This is a genomic window from Streptomyces sp. NPDC102278 (assembly GCF_044766345.1).
In the GTDB taxonomy this organism is placed as follows: Bacteria; Actinomycetota; Actinomycetes; order Streptomycetales; family Streptomycetaceae; genus Streptomyces.
Genome location: NZ_JBIWLV010000001.1, coordinates 462,032 through 486,056 on the forward strand (window position 1 = coordinate 462,032; position 24,025 = coordinate 486,056).

The window sequence follows — 24,025 nt, forward strand, 5'->3', positions numbered from 1 at the left end:
CGCGCGGTCGCTGTGGTCTCGGCGGAAGGATGCCGCCGCATCACGTAGGGGATGAACCGCATCACCGAAATCACGCTCATGCCGTGCCCCGACCGTGCGGGTGGTTCCGAAGCTCTGCGTTCTGCACCGCCACGGAGCGCAGATCTCCGGTTTGCCGAGAGATCTCCCGAGCCGTGACCAGCGCGAGGCACACCCCGCATCCGGACACGGGCACCGGTTCGAGGCGATCGGTCCGTGCCGTCTCATGCTGTGCCGCCGTCACCATGTGCACCCCTCGCGTCGCGTTCGGTGCTCGGTATCGTCTCGCCGTCAGAGAAGCCCGGCCCAGTGTGATCCATAGTGGCAACCGGCCCGGAGAGCCAGGAATCCGTCGGTCTAGTGACAGCCGTAGTAGCAAGATGAACGCATGGACATCGGGGAACTGATCCGGGATCTCCGCAAGGCTCGCGGCTGGAGCCAGGGGCGGTTAGCTTCGGAGATCAACCACACGCACGGCACGACGCTGACGCGGGAGTACGTCAGCAACTGGGAGTGTTCCAAGGTCAGGCCGGGCCCGTTCTACCTTGCCGCGCTCTCCGCTGTTCTCGACGTTCCCTCAGCTGCCCTTGAAGGTGAAGTGGACCGACGCGAGTTCCTTACTGACATCGCAGGCGCTGCCATAGCCCCCGTGATCGCCTCTGACCTCATCAGCGCTGGATTCACCGCCCGGCTGACTGGCGGACCGTCAGCGGACGAGTGGGAAGCCAAGCTGACCACGTACGGCACTCAGTACATGTCGATGGGTGCTGCGGACATCCAGCGCCGGGTGTCCGGTGAACTCGTTGCCGTGCAGCAGCAACTCGAAGATTCCCGGCTGTGGTCGGTGGCTTCCCGGCTGATGACCCTGTACGCCAAGACGTTCCCGGGGTCGGACGGCTCGAAGGCTGTCCACTGGTATCGAATGGCAGCAAGGGCAGCCGACGAGTCCGGCGACGCCGAAGCACGTGTGTGGGTACGTGGACGTGCAGCCATTGCGCTGGGCTACGAGGGCGCATCGCTGGGAGTCGCCGACGTGCTGGCGGACCAGGCCTTGGCCATATCGGAGCGGCCCTCCCTCGGGCTCCTGAACGCCGTGATGGGCAAGGCCCATGCCGCGGCGCTTCGAGGTGATCGAGCCACGGCCCTTCAACTCGCCGACGACGGCCGCCGGATCTTCGACACGGCCGGATCGTACGAGCAAACCAGCGACTACGCCGTGCCGTGGTGGCGGATGAACATCTTCCTGTCACTCCTCTTGGCCCGTCTGGGCGACGAACAGGGAGCCGTTCAGGCGCAGGAAGCAGCGCGCCGGGAGCTGCCCGCGGAGTTGCCCCGCTTCGCCACTCACCTGGAAATGCACCGAGGGCTCATGCTCGCCCGGTCCGGCGACGTGTCCGGCGGGACTGCCTACGCACGGGGCGCGCTGGATGCCTTGCCGCCGGAAAAGCATTCCCTGACGCTGAGACTGCTCATGTCGGAGATTGAAGACTCCTGACGATCCGCCAATCCCTTCGCTTAGGCCGCGCTCCCGAGCCGGCCGTCATACGCAGAAAGCCCCCGCACCCGTCACCTCGCGAAGGGAGACGAGCACGGGGGCTCTGTTGACTGGTCAGCCGTTGAATACGTTGGTCAGCCGGGCAGCAGCCATGCCGCCGAACAGGGCGAGACCGCCATAGCAGTCAATGCGAGTGCGGTGGACGGGCCTTGTCGTGCAACTCGCCGAGGCCGGGGGCCTGCACGCCTCCATTGCCGGCGATCTTCATCAACGGCGCCACCGCGTGACGCACATTCCGCGTTGGCCTCGCGCCCATGCTCGGCACAGCGTCCGCCGGCTCGGGCCGGCCCAGGGCGCCCGGGTACCGAGCAAGGGGGTTACGGGGCGCGGGGTCACCTCCTGGGGAGGGTCAGGGGGACATAGACGCGCATGTTGATTTCAAGTGAGTTCCTTTTGCGGCGATATGGCACGGGGTCGGAACGGCGGCCATGAGGGCGAGACAACAACAGCCGACGAAAAACACAAGGTGAGGCGCGTATCTATCCAGAGTGTCAAGTTGCGAACCCCGGTTTTGTACACATACGGCGCATGACGGGTAGGGGGTGGAGGGTGCTTCACTTGTGGCATGAATCCAGAAGCAACGAGCCGCCCGGCGTTTGAACTGCGCTGCGGTGGGCTGCACTTGACTGTGCAGCGCATCCCCGGATGGCTCGTCGGACTGATCACCACGGCGGGCGGTGCCGCGGCAACATGGTGGACGACCCGCTAGCCGCAGCGTCCGCCGGCTCGTGCCTGCTCCGGGCACCCGGGGTACCGAGCAAGGGGGGCAGGTTCGTCTGGGTACGGAAAAAACTCCTTGGCATGTGTCTCTGTGTCCCCCTGACCCAGCCGAGCACTGAGCAGGGGGCGGGGGTCTGCGGGGCACGGTGAACTTGTGAGTGCGTACCCCCGCGGAGGAGAACGGCTGGACCTCCCGTCACTCCGTCGTCGAGGTCGTCACCGACGACATGCCGTTCCTCGTGGAATTGGTGACGAACGAACTGTCCCACCACGGGCGCGGCATCCACGTCGTGATCCACCCGCAGGTGCATGTGCGCACGGGCGTCACCGGTGCGATAGGCATGTGACGTGATCAGCGCGATAGTCCTCGGGGTCGGCGAGCCCCTTGCTCGACGAACACATCCGCTCCGTCGCTGCCTTCGACCATCCTGGCGAGCTCACGTCGATGCAGGTCCGTGCCGTTCGGATACCTCCAGCGCTACGACCTGCACACCGCCCCAACATCCCGGGACAACACACCCAGCCGCACCCGAGACCCCGGACCGGCCATACCAAAAGTGTCCATAAGCTCTCGGGCACCTCACGGGACGGCATAGCACAGAGCAGAACCCGGCCGCGGCGTTGCGCATCTTCCTCTTCCTTCCTCACGTACGTCACGCAACGGCGCGCGACAGGAGCCAGAGGGCATGCGACGCGAACATGGCGACGCCAAGAGAGAGGACGGCACGATGCGCCGCAGCACGAAATCCATCACTGCGCTTCCGGCACTCGAAATCCGCTGCGGAGGACTCCACCTGACCATCCAGCGCGTGCCCCTGTGGCTGGTCTCCTTGACAGCCACAGCCGCAGGCACCGTCGCCACGTGGTGGGCACACCAGTAGGACGCTTCAATGCGACGGCGAAGCGGCCCCGAACTCGGTAGCGGTCTTGAGCTGGTGACACACACGGCACAGCACGTGCACGTTGCCGTCCGTGTCTGCCGCGAGGCGGGTTTCGCGGAGGCCCGCACGGTCTGGCGCTCCCCCTCGGACGCGCTGGTCATCGGCTTGAAGTAGGCCCCGCACTCGGGCGGCCGGGCCCGGCCTGGCCCGGCCCCTCCCGTCGTTCCCGGGCCGGCCCGGTCCGGGAACGACGGGAGGGGCGGTACGGAAACCCGTACCGCCCCTCCCGTCGCGTCGATCGGTCACAGCACCTTGGACAGGAACGCCTTCGTCCGGTCGTGCTGCGGATTGCCCAGGACCTCGCGCGGGTGGCCGGACTCGACCACCACGCCGCCGTCCATGAAGACGAGGTTGTCGCCGACCTCGCGGGCGAAGCCCATCTCGTGGGTGACCACGATCATGGTCATGCCGGAATCGGCGAGGTCGCGCATGACGTCGAGGACGTCACCGACCAGCTCCGGGTCGAGCGCGGAGGTGGGCTCGTCGAAGAGCATCAGCTTCGGCTCCATGGCCAGCGCGCGGGCGATCGCCACGCGCTGTTGCTGACCGCCGGAGAGCTGCGTGGGGTAGTTCCCGCCCTTGTCGCCGAGACCGACCCGGTCGAGGAGCTTGACGGCGCGCGCCCGCGCCACCGCCCGGCTCTCGCCCTTGACCATGACGGGGGCTTCCATGACGTTCTCGATGGCCGTCATGTGCGGGAACAGGTTGAAGCGCTGGAAGACCATGCCGATGTCCCGGCGCTGGGCCGCGACCTCGCTGTCCTTCAGCTCGTAGAGCTTGCCCGCCTTCTCGCGGTACCCGACGAGCTGCCCGTCGACCGAGAGCCGGCCGGCGTTGATGCGCTCCAGGTGGTTGATGCACCGCAGGAAGGTGGACTTGCCGGAGCCGGACGGACCGACCAGGCAGAAGACCTCACGGGGGGCGACCTCCAGGTCGATGCCCCGGAGGATGTGGGCGGGGCCGTACGACTTGTGGACGGCCTCGGCCTTGACCATCGGCTGGGCGGTCACTTCGCCACCTCCGTACGGCGGAACATGTTCAGGTTGGCCTTGATCCGCTGCAGCGGGGTGGGCGGCAGGGACCGCAGCGAGCCGCGGGCGTAGCGGCGCTCCAGGTAGTACTGGCCGACGCTGAACACGCTGGTGAGCGCCAGGTACCAGATGGAGGCCACGAAGTACATCTCGATGATGGCACCCGCGGTGGAACCGATGTTGCTGGTGGCCCGCAGGAGCTCGGTGTACTGGACCGCCGAGACCAGCGACGAGGTCTTCAACATGTTGATGAACTCGTTGCCCGTCGGCGGGATGATCACCCGCATCGCCTGGGGCAGCACCACGCGGCGCATGGTCTGCACCTGCGTCATGCCCAGCGCGTGCGAGGCCTCGCTCTGGCCCTCGTCCACGGACTGGATGCCGGCGCGCACGATCTCCGCCATGTAGGCGCCCTCGTTCAGGCCGAGGCCCAGGAGGGCGACCAGGAACGGGGTCATGACGTCGACGGTCTCGTTCTTGTAGATCGGACCGAGGTCGATGTACTGGAAGATCAGCGGCAGGCTGAACCACACCAGCAGCTGGACGTAGACCGGGGTGCCGCGGAAGAACCAGATGTAGAGCCAGGCGACGGCGCTGGTCACCGGGTTGTTCGAGAGCCGCATCACCGCGAAGAGGATGCCGAGCACCAGACCCAGCACCATCGAGGTGACGCTGATGAGGATGGTGTTGCCGAGGCCGGTGATGACCGTGGGGTCGAACAGCTTGTCGCCGACGGTGCCCCAGTTGACGTTGCCGTTGGCGAAGGCGAGAACCAGCCAGCCCAGCACGGCGACGACGACCACGGCGCTGATCCAGCGTCCGTAGTGGCGGACGGGGATTGCCTTGATGGCCTCGTACGGGGTGCCCGAGGGGCCGGGTCCGGCCGGGGTTGCGGCCGGACCCTTGTCGATCTTGTCAGTCACAATGACTGCCCTTCAGTGGAGCGCCCGGAATTACTGACCTGCGTTGACGGTCGCGGACTTGACGGCGCTGTCCTTGACATCCCACTTCTCAAGGACCTTGGCGTAGGAGCCGTCCTTGATGATGGCGTCGAGGGCCTGCTTGAGGGCGTCACGCAGCTGCGTGTTCTCCTTGGCGACACCGATGCCGAAGAGGCCGACGTCGCTCTGCTGGCCGGTGACCTCGAAGTCGTTGCCCCCACCCGAGGTCTTCGCGGTGTACGCGGCGACCGGGTAGTCGTTCAGGTCGGCCACGGCGCCGCCGGCCTTGACGCGGGTCTGCGCCTCGGCGTCGGTGTCGAAGGCCTCGATGGTGAGCTTCTTGTCCCCGCACTTCTCGGCCTGCGCCTTGAAGGTGTCCTCGTAGATCGTGCCGCGCTGGACGGCGACGGTCTTGCCACACAGGTCGTCGAGGGACTTGATGCCCTGCGGGTTGCCCTTCTTGACGATGAGCGAGACGCCGGAGGAGAAGTAGTCGACGAAGTCGACACCCTTGCCGATCTTGGCGCCCTTGTCGTCCAGACCCTCTTGGCGCTTCTTGTTGTCCGTGATGGACGACATGATCGCGTCCTGGCGGCCGGTGTAGACCGAGGTCATCAGGCCGTCGAAGGTACCGGCGGTGAACTGGAACTTCACCCCGAGCTGCTTGCCGAGGGCCTCGGCGATGTCGGGGTCGACACCGACGATCTTGTTGCCCTCGGTGAACTCCATCGGCGCGTAGGCGGCGTCCGTGCCGACCTTGATGACACCGGCGTCCTGGATCTTCTTCGGCAGCGCCGAGAAGAGCGGGGCGTCGTTGGTCTTGCCCGAGGGAGTGGAGCTGCCGCTGCTGTCGGTCTGGTCGCCACAACCGGTGAGGATGAGGGCGCCGGCGACCGCGATCGCACCGGCCGCGGCGATCCGGGACCGGGCGGCGGTCGTACGACGGGTGGTGCTTGCGGTCATGAGCTGGTTCCTCCGGCAGTGGGGAAAAAAGCATCCGAGAACGGTCGGGGCACGCACCATCGAGTGTCGCGACCTTGTGTGATTACGGCATCTTGCCATTCGGACTGAGACATTCAGGGTGCCCGTCAGGTCAAAATCGGATAACGGGCGACCCGGGGTGCCCAACAGGACTGCGGAGAACGGGCTTCACAGCGGGATTTTGCGCTGTGACCAGGGCTTTTCCCCGCAGTATTTGCGGTGCGTCTCGCCCATTGGACAGCAAGGTTTGGACTTTTCGCCAAAACCTGGACAAGGGACCTACGATCGAGCGGGAATCGACTCGTCTGAGCGAGCGTTCTTCGGGTAGAACAGATCCTTACACCCCTCATCCGGGGCTCAGGGCGCGCGTGCGGCGCGCCCGCGCGTACGAACCTCCTCTTCGCCGAGACGGGCCAACCGTCGACGCGGAGCACGGACGCGGTGCCCGCCCACCCCTTAACCAGGAGTGGCCACCCTCAACGATTAAAGACTTAAGGGGTCAAGAAAGTGGCAGCGGAGATCGTCAATCCTCGCAGCGACAGCGTGACGGACAACAACCCCGATGCGGTGTTCGCGCTGCACCGGGGCGGCAAGATGGCCGTGCAGGCCACCGTGCCGGTCCGCAACAAGGACGACCTGTCCCTCGCGTACACGCCCGGTGTGGCGAAGGTCTGCAGCGCCATCGCGGAGAACCCGGAACTCGTCAACGAGTACACCTGGAAGTCCAACGTGGTCGCCGTCGTCACGGACGGCACGGCCGTGCTCGGCCTCGGGGACATCGGTCCCGAGGCCTCCCTCCCCGTGATGGAGGGCAAGGCGATCCTGTTCAAGCAGTTCGGCGGTGTCGACGCGGTTCCGATCGCGCTCGCCACCAAGGACACGGACGAGATCATCGAGACGGTCATCCGTCTCGCGCCTTCCTTCGGCGGGGTCAACCTGGAGGACATCTCCGCGCCCCGCTGCTTCGAGATCGAGCGTCGGCTCCAGGAAGCCCTGGACATCCCGATCTTCCACGACGACCAGCACGGCACGGCCATCGTGACGCTGGCCGCCATGCGCAACGCCGCGAAGCTCACCGGTCGCACCCTCGCCGACCTGCGTGCGGTCATCTCCGGCGCGGGCGCGGCGGGCATCGCCATCGCCAAGATCCTGGTGGACGCGGGCATCGGCGACGTGTGCGTCACGGACCGCAAGGGCGTCGTCTCGGCGGACCGCTCCGACCTGACGGACGTCAAGGCGGAGATCGCGGGCCTGACCAACAGGACGGGCCAGACCGGCTCCCTGGAGAGCGCCCTCGCGGGCGCGGACGTCTTCATCGGCGTCTCCGGCGGCACCGTTCCGGAGGCCGCTGTGGCCACGATGGCGAAGGACTGCTTCGTCTTCGCCATGGCCAACCCGAACCCGGAGGTCCACCCGGACGTCGCGCACAAGTACGCGGCGGTCGTGGCCACCGGTCGTTCGGACTTCCCGAACCAGATCAACAACGTGCTGGCCTTCCCGGGCATCTTCGCGGGCGCCCTGAAGGTGCGCGCGACCCGGATCACCGAGGGCATGAAGATCGCCGCCGCCGACGCCATCGCCGGCGTCGTGGGTGACGAGCTCGCGGCCGACTACGTCATCCCGTCGCCGTTCGACGAGCGCGTCGCCGAGGCCGTCACGGCCGCGGTCGCCGCGGCGGCGAAAGCCGACGGCGTGGCCCGTCTGATCTGAGCGCCACGCTCCGTTCGTCACGCTGCGCTGTACGGGTGAAGGCCCGGCCGGAACCACTCCGGCCGGGCCTTCACCGCGTCCGGGTACCGGTACCGGTACCGGTACCGGGGCGAGCGGGGCGCCGGCGGGACGGGGCCACGCGTGAGGGGCCGGCGTCCGCGCGGAGAACGCACCCTCCCGGCCCCCGAACCGGGAGGGGTCGCTCCGTACGTCGCCCGGTCGAGCCGGGCGGTCGTGGGGGTCGCCGTCGGGCAGGGCACCGGACGCAACCGCGGGCGGAAAATGACAGGCTCATGGCGAGCACCACCGCACGGCCAGAATGTTACCCCCGATCCCGACTCGATCCCGACGTTCCGATTAGGCATCCGGGCAGCACAAACCAACTGGTACGGCGGGTACTTGGGGGTCGGGATACGCATTCCGCTCCGGCTCGGCGCCGACCTGATGCCTCTGGTCAGGCCCCGCTACCGAGCGGTAGCCTCTGGCGGCATGTTCGCTGCCTACGCCGCCCGAATCGACCGAGACCAGCCGCTGAGCGGCCTTGAGCTGGGCGACCGCCCCGCCCCCGAGGCCCGCCCCGGCTGGGTGACCGTGAACGTCAAGGCCGCCTCGCTCAACCACCACGACCTGTGGTCGCTGCGCGGAGTCGGCCTCGGCGAGGAAAAACTGCCCATGATCCTCGGCTGCGACGCCGCCGGGATCGACCAGGACGGCAACGAGGTCGTCCTGCACTCCGTGATCGGCCAGAGCGGCCACGGGGTCGGCCCCGACGAACCGCGCTCGATCCTCACCGAGCGCTACCAGGGAACCTTCGCCGAGCAGGTCACCGTTCCCGCCTGGAACGTCCTGCGCAAGCCCGCAGAGCTGTCCTTCGAGGAGGCCGCCTGCCTCCCCACCGCCTGGCTGACCGCGTACCGGATGCTGTTCACCAACGCCGGCGTCCGCCCCGGGGACTCCGTCCTGGTCCAGGGCGCGGGCGGCGGCGTCGCCACCGCCGCGATCGTCCTCGGCAAGGCGGCGGGCCTGCGCGTCTTCGCCACCAGCCGGGACGAGGCCAAGCGCAAGCGGGCGGTGGAGCTGGGCGCGGTGGACGCGTTCGAGCCGGGCGCCCGCCTGCCGCAGCGGGTGGACGCGGTGATCGAGACGGTCGGCGCCGCCACCTGGTCGCACTCGATCAAGTCCCTGCGCCCCGGCGGGACCCTGGTCATCTCGGGCGCGACGAGCGGCGACCGCCCGGCCCACGCGGAGCTGACCCGGATCTTCTTCCTGGAGCTGCGGGTGGTCGGCTCGACCATGGGCTCGAAGGACGAGCTGGAGGACCTGCTGTCCTTCTGCGCGACCACGGGCGTCCGGCCGGTCATCGACGAGGTGCTGCCGCTGGACCGGGCGCGCGAGGGCTTCGAGAAGCTCGCGTCCGGAGACCTGTTCGGCAAGGTGGTCCTGACGGTCTGACGCCCTGACGGCCCGACTCCCGCGCTTCATGTCAACCGGGGTTGACACCCTCCCGCACGTCAACCTACATTGACACGCATGACCGAAGCGACCGATCTCGCCGAACGGGCCGGCGACCGTGACCCGCGCGTGGGCCTGCGTGCCGTGGCGGCCCTCCGAAGGCTGCTGGAGCAGTTGGAGGCCGTACAGGTACGCAGCGCCCGCGCGCAGGGCTGGTCCTGGCAGGAGATCGCGGCCGAGCTGGGCGTCACCCGGCAGGCCGTGCACAAGAAGCACGGGAGGCTTTGATGTTCGAACGCTTCACGACCGAGGCCCGCACCACGGTGACGGGTGCGGTGGCCGAGGCCCGGCGGGCCGGGGCCGGCGCGGTCACCGAGGAACACCTGCTGCTCGCACTGCTCGCGCAGGGCGCGCTGGACCCGCTCGGCGTGGACCGGGCGGCGGTGGCCGCGGGCCTCGCCGAGGCCCGGCGCCGGGGCGGCATGACCCGGGCCGACGAGGAGGCGCTGGCCGGCCTCGGGATCGACCTCGGCGAGATCGTCACCCGGATCGAGGAGACCCACGGCGAGGGAGCCCTGTCCGGCGCCGCGCCCCGCAGGCGGGGCCTGGGCACCGCGCTCCGCTCGGCCCTCGGCCGCCCGGAGTCGGACAACCGGCACGTCCCCTTCACCCAGGGCGCGAAGAAGACCCTGGAGCAGTCCCTCCGGATCGCACTGGGCCGCAAGGACCGCCACATCGGCACCCTGCACCTGCTGCTGGCCCTGCTCTCCCGTCCGGGCACGGTCGCCGAGGTCCTCACGGACCACGGGGTCACCCTCGACGGCGCCGAACGGGGTCTGGCGGCCTGACGGACTACGCCGGGTCCGGGCGCAGTTCCGCCGTGACCCGGGTCGCCGCGACGGCCAGGTGCGCGCGGGCCTCGGCCAACTGCGCCGGGCTCACCCCGTGGTCACGGGCCGCGTCGCGGATCTCGTCGCGGAAGCGGTCCAACAGCCGGTCCAGGTCGCGGATCGGGTCGGTGGTCGGGCTCAGGTCCTCGGCCCAGCCGGAGCCCACGTCCGAGGCCGCGGTCGAGGCGCCGGGCGCGGAGGCGGGGGCGCCGCCGCCGAGCCAGGCCCCGGCGAGACCGCCCAGGACACCGCTCGACTTGGCGAACTGCTCCTGGAGCTGGCTCGCGATGCGCTGGACCTCCTCGCGGGCCCGCTCCTGCGCCTCCTTGGCCTGGCGGCGGGCCTGATGGGCCTCCTCGCGGGCCCGGCGGCTCTCGTCCTTCGCCCGCCGCGCCTGTTCCTTCCACTCCGCCTTCGCCTTGCGGAGTTCCTCCTTGGCGGCCTTCCAGCCCTCGTCCTCGACCCGGGTCGAGGACGAGGCGGCTGCGGCCCGCATCTCGCGCCGCAGGTCACCGGCCGCGCCCCGGACGTCGTCGCGGATCTCCGCGGCCAGTTCGGAGACCGAGTCGCGGATCTCCAGTTCCAGGTCGGCCAGTTCACCGCCGCGGTCGGCCAGTTCGGCGCGACCGGCCTCGGTGATGGAGTACACCTTGCGCCCGCCCTCCGTGGCGTACGTGACGAGCCCCTCGGCCTCCAGCTTGGCCAGTCGCGGGTACACGGTGCCCGCGGAGGGCGCGTACAGCCCCTGGAAGCGCTCCTCCAGCAGGCGGATCACCTCGTACCCGTGGCGGGGGGCCTCGTCCAGCAGCTTGAGGAGGTAGAGGCGGAGGCGGCCGTGGGCGAAGACGGGCGGCATGTCAGAGCACCTTCTTGTCGAGCGGGAGGGGGGCGGCGGTGTCGGCGGTGTCGGCCGCCGGGCGGCGCAGCAGCGCGATGGCGCCGGAGACGGTGGTGGCGCGCAGGGTGCCGGTGCCGGCTCCGAGCGTGCCGGTGATCCGCTTGGCCCCGAACTGACCGGAGACCCGCAGGTCCTCGAAGGCATTGGAGACGCCACCGGTGGCGGTGTTGGCCTCGACCCGCGCGTCGGCCGGGTGCGGCAGTCGGATCGCCACCTGGCCCGAGACCGAGTTCAGGGAGATGTCCACCGGGCTGGGCGCGGTCGGGTCCAGGGCCAGGTCGATGAGCATGTCGCCGCTGACGGAGTCGGCCCGCACGTTGCCGCCCGCGCCGTCGACGACCGTCAGGCCGCCGGAGACCGAGTGGAAGCCGAGTTCGCCGGTGACGGACTGGGCCTCGACGTCGCCGGAGACGGTGTTGACCCTGACCTTGCCGGAGAGGCCGACCAGGGTCGTGTCGCCGGAGACGCCGTGGACGTCGGTGTCGGCGCTGATGCCGGAGACGAAGGCGGTGGCGCCGACCGCGGCGAGCTGTACGGGGGTGGCGGCGGGCACGGTGAGGGTGACGGTGACGGCGCGCTCCCAGGCCTTGCGGCCGGCGCCGCCGGACCAGGCCTTCCAGGGCTTGCCCTCGAACCATTCCTTGAGCCCCTGGGAACCGTTCCAGGGGAGGTCCTCGTAGGAGAGGGTGAGGACGCCGGCCTCGTGCACGACGTGCAGCGGCGGACCGTCGACCTCGGCCACTTCGAGGCGGGCGGGTCCCTCGTCGGAGGCGACGACGTTCACCGTCCCGCCGACGACACGGACGCGGAGTTCGGTCACCGGCTGCTCGAAGGTGAGCTTCTGCGGTTCGGCGACGGACCACGTCATCTGCTCTGCCATGGTGCTGATCCTCCTCGTGCGTTCACGGACCGGACTCGACGCACGCAACATATCGCGTCTTGTGGGTAACACGATATATCGCGGTCAAGGGAAGTCAAGCACCTCCCTGAAATCCCCATTTTGCGATGATCTGCCCGGTTTTCCGGGCATGCGGAGCCGGCGCGTGCGGCGGGCGCGGCGCACGCGGGCAGGGCGGAGCCCGGCCGGACGGCGGTGCCGCCGGTCCGGTTCCGTGGTGGTTTCGTGATCGAGACGACCCCTCAGGCGGCCAGCAGGGGGCTCGCGTGGTGGTGGAGCCAGGCCCGGTACGGCGGGGTGCGCAGGGCGGCCTCGCGATAGGCCGCGCGGAGGTCCTCGTACACCTCGGCGTGCGCGCCCGGCAGGGTGGCCAGGAGCAGCCGTACCGCCAGCGGGTCGCCCGACAGCGGCCGGATGGCCATGTCGTCCCGGGGGCCGGAGGTCGGCTGGCAGGGGGCGACGGCCTCGCCGGAGACGATCAGCGAGGTCGCCGTGTGGTAGTCGGCGTGCAGCACGGGCGGGTCCACCCCGGCCCCGGCGAAGACGCGTCGCAGACCGTCCCACTCGCCGTCCACGGACGGGTCGACGGTCCAGCGGTCGGCGGCCAGGTCCCGTAACTCCACCACCGGCCGGCGCGCGGCGGGATGGTCCCGGGACATGGACACGAACTGCGGTTCACGCTCCATCAGCACGTGCAGTTGCAGTCCGGGCGGCACCCGCAGCGGGCTGCCCTCGACCTCGTGGACGAACGCCACGTCGAGCTGACCCGAAGCCACCATCCGCAGCAGCGCGTTGGCCGACACGTCGACCACCAGGGAGGTCTCGGTCTCCGGCGCGCGCCGGTGCAGCCGGCGCAACCAGCCCGGCAGCGCCCGGCTGGCGGTCGAGCCGATCCGCAGCCGGGGCCCGTGGGCGGCGGCCCGCGCCTCGGCCACCAGGGCCGCCATCTCGGCGAGCAGCGGTCTCGCCCGTCCGAGCACGGTGCGGCCGAATGGCGTGGGACGACATCCGGTCCGTTCGCGCAGGAACAGTTCCCCTTCCAGGGCCCGTTCGATACGGCGCAGTTGGGTCGTCAGCGAGGGCTGGCTCACGCCGAGTTGCCGCGCCGCCTTGTGCAGGCTGCCGGCGTCCGCGATGGCACACAGTGCGCGCAGGTGCCTCACCTCGAGCTCCATGACCCGAGAGTAGGGCGGGCGCACGGCGCCGCACCAGCCGCTGATAGCCCCCCGAATCCCGCCATTCTCACGCTAGTTGACCTACCGAAAACTTCCCGATAGCCCCGCGTTATCGATGGCTGACATCATCCGCCGGCCCCTTCCCCTCCCGCAGACTCCGGTACCGAACGACCCACCCCCCACACCGGATGAGTAGGAGCCCCCCACATGCGCCACTCCCGTAAGTCCATGCTTGCCGCCGGCCTCGGTCTCGGCCTGGCCGCCACCCTGGCCTCGGTCGCCCCCGCCGCGAGCGCCGCCCCGACGCCCGTCGGCACCGCCGCGAGCTACGCCGCGTACGAGCGTTCGCAGGAGAACGACGCCGCGACGAAGGCCTTCTTCCAGGCCGTGCGGGCTTCGGTGGCCGAGCAGCGCGCCGCGAACCCGGGCGCCCTCGCGGTGACCGTCACGTACAACACCCGCAGCGCGCCGAGCTTCCGCAGCCAGATATCCCGCTCCACCCAGATCTGGAACAGCTCGGTGAGCAACGTCAAGCTGCAGGAGGTGTCCTCCGGCGGGAACTTCTCGTACCGCGAGGGCAACGACTCGCGCGGTTCCTACGCGAGCACCGACGGGCACGGTCGGGGCTACATCTTCCTCGACTACCGGCAGAACCAGCAGTACGACTCCACCCGCGTGACCGCGCACGAGACCGGCCACGTGCTGGGTCTGCCGGACCACTACTCCGGCCCGTGCAGCGAGCTGATGTCGGGCGGCGGACCGGGCACCTCGTGCACCAACCCCAACCCGAACTCCGCCGAGCGCTCGCGCGTCAACCAGCTCTGGGCCAACGGCCTCGTCGCCTCCGGCCTCGGCACCAAGGGCTAGGGACCGCCCGTCGACAGGGTCTAGACCTCCCTGGGGACGTACGTGGGGCAGTCCGGGTTCCTACAGGAGCCCGGGCCCCACTGCGGCACGAAGATCCCGAGGGACTTGCGTCGCCGGACCACCGTGTCCACGGATCGCCCGCAGGCCGGGCACGACTGCTGTTCGTGCCCGGCCTGCGGGGCCACCGTCTCGTGCGCGCGCTGCTGCTCTTGACCGGCCATACCTCAACGGTAGGCCGGTTCCGCGCGTTCGGCGGGGCGAGGTCCGGTCGTCAGCGCTTGCGGGCGTAGGTGGTGACCACCTGGCCGCCGGGGAAGGACCGGACGTCGGTCAGTTCCAGTTCCCGCAGGTCGAACCCGGCGCGGGACATGGGGATGCCGGAGCCCGTGAAGACCGGGTACGTCTTGACGACGAACTCGTCGATCTCCTCGACCAGCTGCCCGACCAGGTCGGCGCCGCCGCAGAGGTAGATGCCCAGCCCCGGTCGCGCCTTCAGTTCCCGCACCCGCGCCGCCACGTCCCCGCCGATGATCTCGACGGCCGGGTCGGGCGACTCGGTGAGCGAGCGGGACGCGACGTACTGGTCGAGGTGGGCGTACGGGCTGGTGATCCCGGCGGTGTACGCCGGGTCGTAGGTGCCGCGGCCCATCACGATGGCGTCGAAGCGCTTCGGCTCGCCGGCGTCGAGGCCGTGCGCCCGCTGGATGTGCGTCGGCACGGTCTCGGCGAACTCGGCGAACATCACGCCGGAGAACTCGGGGTCCAGCCACTTGTTGAAGAAGTCGCCGTCGCCGTCCGGGGCGGCGATGAAGCCGTCGACGGAGGTGGCGACGTAGTACGTGAGCTTGCGCAAGCGAGTCTCTTCCTCTGGGGGATGCCACCGCTCCGGGGCACGCCAGTCAAAGTACTCCGGCTGAAGTACTTTGACCAGAGCCTTTTTCTCATCCCCGCGGCTTGCGCCACATCGGCCACATCAGGGGCCCTTCCGGCAGGCGCACCGCCGCGCCCGTGAACTCCCAGCCGAGCCGCTCGTACAACCCCCTGCTGCGCTCGCTGCTCGCCTCCAGGTACGCCGGCAGCCCCTCGCGGTCGCACCGCTCCAGCACCGGCCGCATCAGCTCCGTACCCAGGCCCTCGCCCTGCCGGTCGGGCGAGACGGCGATCATCAGCAGGTACTCGTGCTCCTCGGACGTCGGGTGCACCGCGCCGGTCAGCCGGCCCACCAGCTCGCACCGTTCGTTGTCGGGGTCGGCCACCGCCCGCATCCTCGCCGGGACCTCGTCCTCGCCCTCGGGCTCGCCCGCCGGGATCCGCAGCCACAGCGCCGCCGCCGAGCCGTCCGCGGCGTAGTCGATCCGCCCGTCGGCCAGCGCCACGTCCACGAAGACGCCGAGGAACTTCCCGTGCACCGCCGCCCGGTGCTCCGGATCCGGGAAGACCCAACCGCTCACGGGGTCGTCGCGGAAGGCCTCGTCGAGCAACCGCGCCACCGCGTCCCGGTCCGACCCGTCCGCCTGACGTATCTCCAGCACCACTGGACCCACCCCTCACTCGCACGTCAACGACTGCGGGTGATCCTAGAGTTGACCCGAGCGGCCCGGAAGGCACGGCCGCGACCGCGCACGCGAAAAGGCCTGTTCCACCGCGGTACGGCGGTGGAACAGGCCTTCTCCTCGCGTGCGCGGACCCGCGCGGCGCGGGGCGGGTCCGGCGGCCCTACTTCGTGCGCCGGGTGACGAACTCCGCGAGCGCCAGCAACCCGCCCGCCGCCCCCAGGTCCGGGACGGCCCTGGAGAGCTGCTGTACGGCCCGGCCCATCCGGTCCGCGGCGTGGGCCTGCGCCCAGTCGCGGCCCCCGGCCCGGTCCACGGCGTCGGCCGCCGCCCGCACGTCGTCCCCGGTCATGGGGCCCGCGTACAGCGCGGCCAGTTCCTCGCCCGCCGCGGTGCCCGAGGTGAGGGCGGCCACGACGGGGAGGGACTTCTTGCGCGCGATCAGATCGGCCCCGGCGGGTTTGCCGGTGTGCCCCGGGTCCCCCCAGATGCCGATCAGGTCGTCGATGAGCTGGAAGGCCAGTCCGGCCTCCCGGCCGAAGGCGTCCATCGCGTCGACCTCGTCCGGGCCGGCCCCCGCGTACAGCGCCCCCAGCGCGCACGCGCAGCCCAACAGGGCCCCGGTCTTGGCCGTCGCCATCGTCAGGCACTCGTCGAGCGAGACGTCCCCGCGCCGCTCGAACGCGCAGTCCGCCTGCTGGCCGGCGCACAGCTCGATCACGCAGGCCGAGAGCCTGGCCGCGGCCGCCGAGGCGGCCGGGTGCGGGTCCTCGGCCAGCAGCTTCAGCGCGAGCGACATCATCGCGTCGCCCGTGATGATCGCGTCCGGCACCCCGAACACGGTCCAGGCCGTGGCCCGACCGCGCCGCCGGACGTCCTTGTCGATGACGTCGTCGTGCAACAGTGTGAAGTTGTGCGCCAACTCCACCGCGACGGCCGCCCGCACGGCGTCCCCGACTTCTCCGCCCGCCCCCTGGAGGGCCTGCGCCGAGGCGAGGACGAGCGCCGGCCGGATGGCCTTGCCCGCGTTCCCCGCGGCCGGCACGCCGTCCGCGTGCTCCCAGCCGAAGTGGTACATCGCCACGCGCCGCATCCCCGCGGGCAGGCACTCGATCGTCCGGCGCAGCTCCGGGTTGACCGTTTCTTTCGTCCGCTCCAGCAGCGCCGCGGCCTCGTGGCCCTCGCCGGTGGTGATCGCCTCAGTGGTCGCCATCGCGCTCCCCCGTACTCCCCCGTCGCCGTTCGGCCGGGCCTCTCATCAGCGCCAGCGGGCGATCTCGACGTTCTCCAGCACGCCGAGCGCGTCCGGCACGAGCACCGCGGCGGAGAAGTAGGTGGTGACCAGGTACGAGATGATCGCCTGCTCGCTGATGCCCATGAAGCGGACCGACGTGCTCGGCTCGATCTCGTCCGGGATCCCCGGCTGGTGCAGGCCGATCACGCCCGACTCGTCCTCGCCGGTGCGCATGCAGAGGATGGAGGTGGTGCGGGCGTCGCTGATCGGGATCTTGTTGGACGGGAAGATCGGCACCCCGCGCCAGGACGGCACCCGGTGACCGCCGATCTCGATCGACTCCGGGTACAGACCGCGCTTGTTGCACTCGCGGCCGAAGGCGGCGATGGCCTTGGGGTGCGCGAGGAAGAGCTTGGAGCCGCGCCGCATGCTGAGCAGCTGGTCCATGTCGTCGGGGCTGGGCGCGCCGTCGTGCGGTTGGATGCGCTGGTCGTAGTCGGCGTTGTGGAGCAGGCCGAAGTCGCGGTTGTTGAGCATCTCGTGCTCCTGGCGCTCGCGCAGCGCCTCGACCGTGAGCCGCAACTGCTGCTCGGTCTGGTTCATCGGCTGGTTGTACAGGTCGGCGACGCGGGTGTGCACGCGCAGAACCGTTTGCGCGATGGAGAGTTCGTACTCGCGCGGCCTGGCCTCGTAGTCCACGAAGGTGCCGGGCAGCACGGCCTCGCCCTGGTGGCCGGCGGAGAGGTCGATCGCGGCCTCGCCGTACTTGTTGGTCCGCTGGGCGGGCAGGGCGCGTACCTCGTCCACGTGCGCCCGCAGCGAGTCGACCCGGTCGGCGAGGAGCTGGAAGTCCTGGCGGGAGAGGACGAGCGCGGTTCCGGAGGTGGCGGCGCGGGCGGTGTACTCCCAGATGGCCTCCTCGTCGACCAGGGCGTCCTCGCCGAAGTAGGCACCGTCGGCGACGGTCTCCAGGACCGCGTCGTCACCGTAGGGGCCGGTGCCGATCTGGTCGACGCGGCCGTGGGCGAGCAGGAACACGCGGTCGGCGGGGCTGCCGAAGGAGGTGAGCTCCTGGCCCGCCTCGAAGTCGATCTGGTGGCACCGGGCGGCGAGTTCGGTCAGGACGTCGATGTCCTCGTACTCGCGCAGCAGCGGAAGCTCTCCGAGTTCGGCGGGGATCACCTGGACCTGCGTGCCGGTCTTGATGAACTCCACCCGTCCGTCACCGACGGAGTAACTCAGTCGGCGGTTGACCCGGTACGTACCGCCCTGCACCGACACCCACGGGAGCATCTTCAGCAGCCACCGGGAGGTGATCTCCTGCATCTGCGGCGCGGACTTGGTCGTGGTTGCCAAGTTCCGCGCGGCCGAGGTCCCGAGACTGCGCTGCGGTGCCTGGACTTCGGATTCGGAACCTGCCTGGACCGACATGTGTTTCCCTTTCGATCACTCCATGGATCTGCGGGATCAGCTTTCCAGCACGCACCGTGGTGGGACCATTACACAAAAGGGTGGGACTACTCCGTATGGGGTGTGGGCACCCTGTTGAGTTCAACTTCTTCCCCTCAGCCCCTCGGGCCCCTCCGGTTCCAGCCATCCCGCACTCTTAACTTGCTTCTCATATGCAAGTTTTCTACGGTGGGCTCATGCGGCTGACCCGATTCACCGATCTGGCGCTCCGCGTCCTGATGCGCCTGGCCGTCGCGGACGCGGACCTCCCCACCACGCGCGACGTCGCGGCGACCATGGAGGTCCCGTACACGCACACCGCGAAAGTGGTCGCCAGGCTGCAACACCTCGGCCTGGTCGAGGCGCGGCGCGGCCGGGGCGGCGGGCTCGCCCTCACCGGCGCCGGCCGGGCCGCCTCGGTGGGCGCGGTGGTGCGCGAATTGGAGGGCGTCGGCGACGTCGTGGACTGTGACGGCGCCGCCCCCTGCCCGCTGCGGGGGGCCTGCCTCCTGCGGGGCGCGCTGCGTCGGGCCCAGGAGGCCTTCTTCGCCACACTGGACCCGCTGACGGTGAACGACCTGGTCGCGGCGCCCACCGGACCACTGCTGCTGGGCATTTCGGGCGGGCCCCCCGGTCGGGGCGGCGGCCCCGCCGACTGAGGGTCGCGTGGCCGGTTCCGAGCGGCCGCCACCCACCCGCACCACTCGCGAGGGTTCTTCGAACGCATCTCCGCACCACAGCTCCGCAACGCGTCCCCGCGTCACGTCGGAGACCCCCGCGGCGCTTAATTGGTATGTGGCACTCCAATATCCAGTGAACACGAGGAGCTCCCGATGCTGTCCGAGAAGTCGACCGCGACCGTACGCGCCACCCTGCCCGCCGTGGGGGCCGCCGTCGGCGACATCGCGGAGCTCTTCTACGCGAAGCTGTTCGCGGCCCACCCGGCCCTGCTCCGCGACCTGTTCAACCGCGGCCACCAGAAGGCCGGACTCCAACAGCGGGCCCTGGCCGGCTCCATCGCCGCCTTCGCCGGCCACCTCGTGCGACACCCCGACACCCGGCCCGACGTGATGCTCGGCCGTATCGCGCACAAGCACGCCTCGCTCGGCATCACCCGCGACCAGTACGCGGTGGTCCACCTGCACCTGTTCGAGGCCATCGCGGAGGTCCTCGGGGAGGCCGTCACACCCGAAGTCGCCGAGGCCTGGGACGAGGTGTACTGGCTGATGGCGGGCGCCCTCATCGCCATCGAGGAGCGGCTGTACGCCGAACAGCGGGTCGTCGCGGGCGACGTCTGGCGCCCGTGGACGGTCGCCGCCCGCGTCGAGGAGACCGCCGACTGCGCCACCTTCCACCTCGTCCCGGCCGACGGGGCGCCCGCGCCCCGCTTCAAGCCGGGCCAATACGTCTCCGTCCAGGTCGAACTCCCGGACGGCGCGCGGCAGATCCGCCAGTACAGCCTCTCCTCGTCGCCCGGCTCCCCGGTCCGCGCGATCACCGTCAAGCGGGTCCACGGACCGGCCGCGGCGGGACCGGACGGGGAGGTCTCCCACCACCTGCACGCCGAGGTCCGGGTCGGCGACACCCTGCGCGTCTCGGTTCCGTACGGCGACCTGGTGCTCCAGGACCCGACCTCGCCCGTACTGCTGGCCTCGGCCGGGATCGGCTGCACTCCGATGCTGTCGATGCTGGAACACCTCGCCGACACCGGGCACGGCGCCCCGGTGACCGTCCTGCACGCCGACCGCTCCCCCGCCGACCACGCCCTGCGGGGCGACCACCGGGCCTTGACGCACAAGCTCGCGAACGCCTCGGCCCGGTTCTGGTACGAGACCGGCCACGAGGACGCCGCGGACGACGACGGCGTCGGCCGACTCGACCTCTCCGACGTCCCGGTGGCCCCGGGCACCCGGGCCTACCTGTGCGGACCGCTGCCCTTCATGCGGGCGGTCCGCGAACAGCTGCTCGGCAAGGGCGTGCCCGCGACCCACATCCACTACGAGGTCTTCGGCCCCGACCTGTGGCTCGCCTCCGCGTGACACCCGGGAGCGACGGGACCCGAGGGGCAGGTGAGGCCTCCGTGAATGTCCGGATCCGCTCGCTCGCCGTACGAACGAGCTAGCCGCGGAAGGACTCCCTCCACTACACCGGAACGTGACGGGTCGGACACGAAAGGTGACCGCCCCCTCACGTCCGGAAGGAGGCGTTCATGTCCGCACCCATGTCCGCAGACCGTTTCCTCACCCAACTGCGCAACGAAGGTCTGCGCGTCGTCGAGGTCGGCGCCTGGCGCACCCACAACCGCAACCACAAGGGGCCCTGGGGGCCGGTCAACGGGGTGATGATCCATCACACCGTCACGCACGGCACCGCGTACACCGTCCGGCTCTGCCGGGACGGCGACGAGGCCCTGCCCGGCCCCCTCTGCCACGGCGTGATCACCAAGGACGGCCGGGTCCACCTCGTCGGCTACGGCCGCGCCAACCACGCGGGCTCCGGCGACTCCGACGTCCTGGCCGCGGTGATCGCCGAGAAGCGGCTCCCCCCGGACCACACGGCGAACACCGACGGCAACCGACACTTCTACGGCTTCGAGTGCGAGAACCTCGGCGACGGCAAGGACCCCTGGCCCGCGGTGCAACTCGACGCCATGGTCCGGGCGGCCGCGGCCCTCTGCCGTTTCCACGGCTGGACCGAGCGCTCGGTGATCGGCCACCTCGAATGGCAGCCGGGCAAGATCGACCCCAGGGGCTTCACGATGACGTGGTTCCGCGAACGCGTGGCGGACCGCCTCAAGTGACCTCCCCACCCCCGGGCGGCGGCCCCTGACACCGCCACCCCGGCGGGCTTCGCCGTGCGGACGTCCGGTCTCCTCGTCGCACGCGTGGACGGCGAAGCCCCGCTCGGGCCGGCGGCTGCACGGGGTGTGCGTCGGCCGCCGGCTAGCCGAGGTACGGGGCGGAGCGGTGCTCCAGGAAGTGTCGGAGACGAAGGCGTTGGGTGTGGTGCATGGGCAGCGCGTCGAGGTCGGCCGGCGCCACGAACCGCAGTTCCGCGCTCTCGTCGGAGAGGGACAGTTCCCCGCCCGCGACACGGGCCGTGAAGCAGACGTTGAACTGTCGCCTGACCTCGCCGTCGCTGTACTCGATGACGTGCCGGGGGTCCGTGTACGTACCGACCAGTCCCGTGATCTCCACGTCGAGCCCGGTCTCCTCCCTGACTTCGCGGACGGCCGTGCCGGGCAGTGAATCGCCCAGGTCCATCCCTCCGCCGGGCAGCGCCCACAGGCCGTTGTCCCGTCGCCGTTGCAGCAGGATGCGGCCTTCGCCGTCGGTGACCACCGCCGATGCGGCCACCACCATGCTGTTCGGCTCGGGCGCGTGAGGATCGTCGTAGTACTCGGTCCGGGCCATCCGGTCATGCCTCCACGGGGCGCGCGGTCTTCCACACGGCATTGAAACTGTCCGCGTAGGTGTCGAACATGCTGCCGGAGTCATGGCGGCGAAGGTGCCACACGGGCGCACCGTACGCGTTCACACCCCAGACGTGGGCATTGACCAACACCTGATCATCAGCCCGGTACAGGCTGTTGTAGAGCGTCGTGCCGTGTGTCCGAAGCTCGATGCCCGGCACGCCGGCCAGCGGCCGGTAGTGCAAGAGAGCGAGGCGACAGCGGGATTCGATGCCGTGCCCGAACTGCTCCTCCTGTCCTCGCTGCTGGACGTTCTCGCTGTCCGCGTCGCCGACTGCGATGCGTACCGCGCACCCGGCGGCAGCACGCTCCCGCAGGAGATCGTTCAGCCGGGGATACGCCTCGTGCAGGAACACCGCCGCGTAGACCAGGACGTCGATGCGCTCGCGCGCTGCGGCAAGAAGATCCACGAACACGGATACGGGAAGGTCTGCCCGCTGGTCATACAGAGCCACCAGTTCCGGACTGACGGCCCGCGCCGCCCGCGCTTGCCGGAGCGCCGGCCACAGGGCGTGAACGTCCTCGCCCAACGCCTCGGCCGCCTTGAGGGCAGTTGCTCGCCGTGGTGTGCGCCCGAGGTTGACCCAGCGTTCCACACTCTTCGGGTCCACGCCGATCGCACCGGCCAATGAGGCATGAGTCCAGCCGCCGGATGCCATGACAGCCCTTAACCGCTCGTTCTGTATGGGGACGTTCTACAGGCTGTGGGACGTCCCGAAGTGCCGAACGTACGAGGTTCCCCCGTCCTGATCATCGGCGGGACGATCGCGGCACCAGCGGACGGTGAAGGGGTTTCGATATGGCGCCGGGATTGTGGCAAGAAGTCGAACAGCGTGATCCGTTCCCGGTGCCCGACCCCGATCCGGCAGACCCTGACTGCGACGTGTGCGGGGCACTGATCGCTCAGCGCACTGACTGCTACCGGCGACGGGACCTCTCGGGGGTCGTGGACTGCAACGTAGAGATCCGCCGGCACCCGCACGCGGAGGTGAGTCGATGACCCGCGCCGTGCTCCGCTACGTCCCCCACACGATCCGACACGCCGCCGAAGGCGGGGTGACCTACGAGGCGTTCTGCGTCGCAGAGGGCTGTGGAGCCGAATCCGATGCTCACGACGGACAGGCGGACGCGCAGGACTGGGCGCTGCGGCACGCCGGGCGGACGGGGCACGACCTGTTCCGGCGAGTGTTCACCGATCACGCGCGCGTCACCCGCGAAGGACAGGCCCCGACCCGCGGCGACGGCGACAAGACAACCCAGCGCACCGGCTCCGGGCTCTGACGTGCGACGGCACGGGCACGAGCGCTCCACAATGGACGGGTGAACCGACCCGCAAACCTTGACGTGCTCTTGCAGCCACGCCCGCCGTCCCCGTTGCAGGAGATCCGGGACGAGCGGTTCGAGCGGCACGGCGTGCGGTTGCTGCTCAAGCGGGACGACCTCGTGCACCCCGAGTTGCCCGGGAACAAGTGGCGCAAGCTCGCGCCGAACCTGCGGGCGGCCCTGGACGGGGGGTTCCCGGCGCTGGTGACCTTCGGCGGGGCCTACTCCAACCACCTGCGGGCCACCGCCGCCGCCGGCCGGCTGCTCGGGCTGGCGACGGTCGGGGTGGTCCGGGGCGACGAGTTGGCCGGCCGGCCGCTGAACCCGTCCCTGGCGCGCTGCGCGGCGGACGGGATGCGGCTGCACTTCACGTCCCGGTCGGAGTACCGCCGCAAGGCGGAACCGGACACCCTGGCCCGGCTGCTCGGGGCGGCAGGCGCCGAGGACGCGTACGTCGTCCCGGAGGGCGGCAGCAACGCCCTGGCCCTGTCGGGCTGCGCCGAGCTGGGCCGCGAGCTGCGCGGCGCGGCCGACGTGGTGGCGGTCGCCTGCGGCACGGGCGGCACCCTGGCGGGTCTGGCGGCGGGGCTGGCGCCCGGGCAGCGGGCGTGGGGCGTGCCGGTGCTCGCGGGCGGCTTCCTGGCGGCGGAGATACGTTCCCTCCAGCGCGCCGCGTTCGGGGGCCCGGCCGGCGACTGGACCCTGGCCGAGGGCTTCGACCATGGGGGCTACGCGAAGGTCCCGGCGGAACTGGACGCGTTCGCGGCGGACTTCGAGCGCCGCCACGGGGTGCCCGTCGAGCGCGTCTACGTCGCCAAGCTGCTCTGGGCGCTGACCGCCCTGACGGAGTCCGGCGCGTTCCCCCGGGGCACCACGCTCGCGGCCGTCGTCACGGGCCGCCCCTGACCCCGCGGCCC

At 70.3% G+C, this 24,025-nt stretch carries 23 protein-coding genes and 2 pseudogenes; 13 read left to right on the top strand and 12 right to left on the bottom strand.

Going from position 1 to position 24,025, the window contains the following annotated elements; all coding sequences use genetic code 11:
• Positions 1-406 precede the first annotated feature (406 nt).
• From ACIRO3_RS02055 to ACIRO3_RS02065, 3 genes and pseudogenes are all read left to right on the top strand, one after another.
• A complete protein-coding gene (locus ACIRO3_RS02055; RefSeq protein ID WP_404131610.1) occupies positions 407-1,513 on the top strand; it encodes a helix-turn-helix domain-containing protein in 1,107 nt (368 codons plus the stop codon).
• A gap of 938 nt (positions 1,514-2,451) precedes the next feature.
• Positions 2,452-2,631, top strand: a pseudogene (locus ACIRO3_RS02060) (hypothetical protein); the annotation flags it as partial.
• A 633-nt stretch (positions 2,632-3,264) separates the two neighbouring features.
• Positions 3,265-3,348, top strand: a pseudogene (locus tag ACIRO3_RS02065) (SAM-dependent methyltransferase); the annotation flags it as partial.
• 128 nt (positions 3,349-3,476) lie between these two features.
• Here ACIRO3_RS02065 and ACIRO3_RS02070 read toward each other — a convergent pair.
• The 3 genes from ACIRO3_RS02070 to ACIRO3_RS02080 are packed head-to-tail and all read right to left on the bottom strand — an operon-like array spanning position 3,477 to position 6,169.
• A complete protein-coding gene (locus ACIRO3_RS02070; protein ID WP_361771532.1) occupies positions 3,477-4,229 on the bottom strand; it encodes an amino acid ABC transporter ATP-binding protein in 753 nt (250 codons plus the stop codon).
• 11 nt (positions 4,230-4,240) lie between these two features.
• Entirely contained in the window at positions 4,241-5,188 is a 948-nt protein-coding gene (locus ACIRO3_RS02075) for an amino acid ABC transporter permease (RefSeq protein WP_361771113.1), read from the bottom strand.
• A gap of 30 nt (positions 5,189-5,218) precedes the next feature.
• On the bottom strand, positions 5,219-6,169 hold the full coding sequence (locus ACIRO3_RS02080; protein ID WP_361771111.1) for an ABC transporter substrate-binding protein: 951 nt from the start codon (positions 6,167-6,169) through the stop codon (positions 5,219-5,221).
• A gap of 525 nt (positions 6,170-6,694) precedes the next feature.
• Here ACIRO3_RS02080 and ACIRO3_RS02085 point away from each other — a divergent pair.
• The 4 genes from ACIRO3_RS02085 (at position 6,695) to ACIRO3_RS02100 (ending at position 10,197) form a co-directional block, all read left to right on the top strand.
• Positions 6,695-7,897 carry an NADP-dependent malic enzyme gene (locus tag ACIRO3_RS02085; RefSeq protein WP_361771109.1) on the top strand — a complete coding sequence of 401 codons (1,203 nt, stop codon included), beginning with the start codon at positions 6,695-6,697 and terminating at the stop codon, positions 7,895-7,897.
• 489 nt (positions 7,898-8,386) lie between these two features.
• Positions 8,387-9,349: a zinc-binding dehydrogenase gene (locus ACIRO3_RS02090; RefSeq protein ID WP_361771107.1), complete on the top strand. Its 963-nt coding sequence runs from the start codon at positions 8,387-8,389 to the stop codon at positions 9,347-9,349.
• 78 nt (positions 9,350-9,427) lie between these two features.
• The gene (locus ACIRO3_RS02095; protein ID WP_053676451.1) at positions 9,428-9,637 is read left to right on the top strand and encodes a hypothetical protein; all 210 of its coding nucleotides are present in this window, start codon (positions 9,428-9,430) and stop codon (positions 9,635-9,637) included.
• A complete protein-coding gene (locus tag ACIRO3_RS02100; RefSeq protein WP_361771104.1) occupies positions 9,637-10,197 on the top strand; it encodes a Clp protease N-terminal domain-containing protein in 561 nt (186 codons plus the stop codon). The genes ACIRO3_RS02095 and ACIRO3_RS02100 overlap by 1 nt, the downstream gene beginning before the upstream one ends.
• Positions 10,198-10,201: 4 nt before the next feature.
• On the opposite strand, the gene ACIRO3_RS02105 is transcribed toward ACIRO3_RS02100, so the two are convergent.
• The 3 genes from ACIRO3_RS02105 to ACIRO3_RS02115 all read right to left on the bottom strand — a co-directional run bounded on the left by ACIRO3_RS02105 (position 10,202) and on the right by ACIRO3_RS02115 (position 13,210).
• Positions 10,202-11,095 (bottom strand): helix-turn-helix transcriptional regulator, encoded by an 894-nt coding sequence (locus ACIRO3_RS02105; protein ID WP_404131614.1) that lies wholly within the window; start codon positions 11,093-11,095, stop codon positions 10,202-10,204.
• Position 11,096: 1 nt separating this feature from the next.
• Entirely contained in the window at positions 11,097-12,017 is a 921-nt protein-coding gene (locus ACIRO3_RS02110; RefSeq protein WP_361771100.1) for a DUF4097 family beta strand repeat-containing protein, read from the bottom strand.
• Positions 12,018-12,277: 260 nt separating this feature from the next.
• Positions 12,278-13,210, bottom strand: a complete 933-nt coding sequence (locus ACIRO3_RS02115) for a LysR family transcriptional regulator (RefSeq protein ID WP_404131616.1) — start codon at positions 13,208-13,210, stop codon at positions 12,278-12,280.
• A gap of 207 nt (positions 13,211-13,417) precedes the next feature.
• On the opposite strand from ACIRO3_RS02115, the gene snpA reads away from it, so the two are divergent.
• The gene (gene snpA / locus ACIRO3_RS02120) at positions 13,418-14,077 is read left to right on the top strand and encodes a snapalysin (RefSeq protein WP_404131618.1); all 660 of its coding nucleotides are present in this window, start codon (positions 13,418-13,420) and stop codon (positions 14,075-14,077) included.
• A gap of 271 nt (positions 14,078-14,348) precedes the next feature.
• Here the strand turns inward: snpA and ACIRO3_RS02125 are convergent, their stop codons facing one another.
• From ACIRO3_RS02125 to ACIRO3_RS02140, 4 genes are all read right to left on the bottom strand, one after another.
• Complete coding sequence (locus ACIRO3_RS02125; RefSeq protein ID WP_404131620.1) at positions 14,349-14,930, bottom strand: dihydrofolate reductase family protein; 582 nt, start codon at positions 14,928-14,930, stop codon at positions 14,349-14,351.
• An 88-nt stretch (positions 14,931-15,018) separates the two neighbouring features.
• The gene (locus ACIRO3_RS02130; protein WP_404131622.1) at positions 15,019-15,612 is read right to left on the bottom strand and encodes a GNAT family N-acetyltransferase; all 594 of its coding nucleotides are present in this window, start codon (positions 15,610-15,612) and stop codon (positions 15,019-15,021) included.
• Positions 15,613-15,793: 181 nt separating this feature from the next.
• The gene (locus ACIRO3_RS02135; protein WP_404131624.1) at positions 15,794-16,843 is read right to left on the bottom strand and encodes a family 2 encapsulin nanocompartment cargo protein polyprenyl transferase; all 1,050 of its coding nucleotides are present in this window, start codon (positions 16,841-16,843) and stop codon (positions 15,794-15,796) included.
• 45 nt (positions 16,844-16,888) lie between these two features.
• Entirely contained in the window at positions 16,889-18,295 is a 1,407-nt protein-coding gene (locus ACIRO3_RS02140; protein ID WP_361771086.1) for a family 2B encapsulin nanocompartment shell protein, read from the bottom strand.
• 215 nt (positions 18,296-18,510) lie between these two features.
• Between ACIRO3_RS02140 and ACIRO3_RS02145 the strand changes: the two genes are divergently transcribed.
• The 3 genes from ACIRO3_RS02145 to ACIRO3_RS02155 all read left to right on the top strand — a co-directional run bounded on the left by ACIRO3_RS02145 (position 18,511) and on the right by ACIRO3_RS02155 (position 21,113).
• Positions 18,511-18,972 (top strand): RrF2 family transcriptional regulator, encoded by a 462-nt coding sequence (locus ACIRO3_RS02145; protein ID WP_404131626.1) that lies wholly within the window; start codon positions 18,511-18,513, stop codon positions 18,970-18,972.
• 174 nt (positions 18,973-19,146) lie between these two features.
• On the top strand, positions 19,147-20,352 hold the full coding sequence (locus ACIRO3_RS02150) for a globin domain-containing protein (RefSeq protein WP_404131628.1): 1,206 nt from the start codon (positions 19,147-19,149) through the stop codon (positions 20,350-20,352).
• Between the two features lie 170 nt (positions 20,353-20,522).
• Positions 20,523-21,113, top strand: a complete 591-nt coding sequence (locus ACIRO3_RS02155) for an N-acetylmuramoyl-L-alanine amidase (RefSeq protein ID WP_361771080.1) — start codon at positions 20,523-20,525, stop codon at positions 21,111-21,113.
• A 142-nt stretch (positions 21,114-21,255) separates the two neighbouring features.
• Here ACIRO3_RS02155 and ACIRO3_RS02160 read toward each other — a convergent pair whose 3' ends face one another.
• Together ACIRO3_RS02160 and ACIRO3_RS02165 are read right to left on the bottom strand one after the other, a co-directional pair.
• On the bottom strand, positions 21,256-21,726 hold the full coding sequence (locus ACIRO3_RS02160; protein WP_404131630.1) for an NUDIX domain-containing protein: 471 nt from the start codon (positions 21,724-21,726) through the stop codon (positions 21,256-21,258).
• Between the two features lie 4 nt (positions 21,727-21,730).
• Positions 21,731-22,444, bottom strand: coding sequence for an XRE family transcriptional regulator (locus ACIRO3_RS02165; RefSeq protein ID WP_404131631.1), 714 nt, complete (start codon positions 22,442-22,444; stop codon positions 21,731-21,733).
• A 337-nt stretch (positions 22,445-22,781) separates the two neighbouring features.
• On the opposite strand from ACIRO3_RS02165, the gene ACIRO3_RS02170 reads away from it, so the two are divergent.
• On the top strand, positions 22,782-23,066 hold the full coding sequence (locus ACIRO3_RS02170) for a hypothetical protein (protein ID WP_404131633.1): 285 nt from the start codon (positions 22,782-22,784) through the stop codon (positions 23,064-23,066).
• 39 nt (positions 23,067-23,105) lie between these two features.
• The gene (locus ACIRO3_RS02175) at positions 23,106-24,014 is read left to right on the top strand and encodes a 1-aminocyclopropane-1-carboxylate deaminase/D-cysteine desulfhydrase (protein ID WP_404131634.1); all 909 of its coding nucleotides are present in this window, start codon (positions 23,106-23,108) and stop codon (positions 24,012-24,014) included.
• Positions 24,015-24,025: the final 11 nt, after the last annotated feature.

Bases quoted from the DNA above. Each gene is read 5' to 3' on its own strand.
- ACIRO3_RS02095 (WP_053676451.1), top strand. From the start codon at position 9,428: ATGACCGAAGCGACCGATCTCGCCGAACGGGCCGGCGACCGTGACCCG.
- ACIRO3_RS02055 (WP_404131610.1), top strand. From the start codon at position 407: ATGGACATCGGGGAACTGATCCGGGATCTCCGCAAGGCTCGCGGCTGG.
- ACIRO3_RS02070 (WP_361771532.1), bottom strand. From the start codon at position 4,229: ATGGTCAAGGCCGAGGCCGTCCACAAGTCGTACGGCCCCGCCCACATC.
- ACIRO3_RS02100 (WP_361771104.1), top strand. From the start codon at position 9,637: ATGTTCGAACGCTTCACGACCGAGGCCCGCACCACGGTGACGGGTGCG.
- ACIRO3_RS02105 (WP_404131614.1), bottom strand. From the start codon at position 11,095: ATGCCGCCCGTCTTCGCCCACGGCCGCCTCCGCCTCTACCTCCTCAAG.
- ACIRO3_RS02170 (WP_404131633.1), top strand. From the start codon at position 22,782: ATGACCCGCGCCGTGCTCCGCTACGTCCCCCACACGATCCGACACGCC.
- ACIRO3_RS02150 (WP_404131628.1), top strand. From the start codon at position 19,147: ATGCTGTCCGAGAAGTCGACCGCGACCGTACGCGCCACCCTGCCCGCC.
- ACIRO3_RS02080 (WP_361771111.1), bottom strand. From the start codon at position 6,169: ATGACCGCAAGCACCACCCGTCGTACGACCGCCGCCCGGTCCCGGATC.
- ACIRO3_RS02155 (WP_361771080.1), top strand. From the start codon at position 20,523: ATGTCCGCACCCATGTCCGCAGACCGTTTCCTCACCCAACTGCGCAAC.
- ACIRO3_RS02110 (WP_361771100.1), bottom strand. From the start codon at position 12,017: ATGGCAGAGCAGATGACGTGGTCCGTCGCCGAACCGCAGAAGCTCACC.
- ACIRO3_RS02090 (WP_361771107.1), top strand. From the start codon at position 8,387: ATGTTCGCTGCCTACGCCGCCCGAATCGACCGAGACCAGCCGCTGAGC.
- ACIRO3_RS02165 (WP_404131631.1), bottom strand. From the start codon at position 22,444: ATGGCATCCGGCGGCTGGACTCATGCCTCATTGGCCGGTGCGATCGGC.
- ACIRO3_RS02115 (WP_404131616.1), bottom strand. From the start codon at position 13,210: ATGGAGCTCGAGGTGAGGCACCTGCGCGCACTGTGTGCCATCGCGGAC.
- ACIRO3_RS02135 (WP_404131624.1), bottom strand. From the start codon at position 16,843: ATGGCGACCACTGAGGCGATCACCACCGGCGAGGGCCACGAGGCCGCG.
- ACIRO3_RS02145 (WP_404131626.1), top strand. From the start codon at position 18,511: ATGCGGCTGACCCGATTCACCGATCTGGCGCTCCGCGTCCTGATGCGC.
- snpA (WP_404131618.1), top strand. From the start codon at position 13,418: ATGCGCCACTCCCGTAAGTCCATGCTTGCCGCCGGCCTCGGTCTCGGC.
- ACIRO3_RS02160 (WP_404131630.1), bottom strand. From the start codon at position 21,726: ATGGCCCGGACCGAGTACTACGACGATCCTCACGCGCCCGAGCCGAAC.
- ACIRO3_RS02140 (WP_361771086.1), bottom strand. From the start codon at position 18,295: ATGTCGGTCCAGGCAGGTTCCGAATCCGAAGTCCAGGCACCGCAGCGC.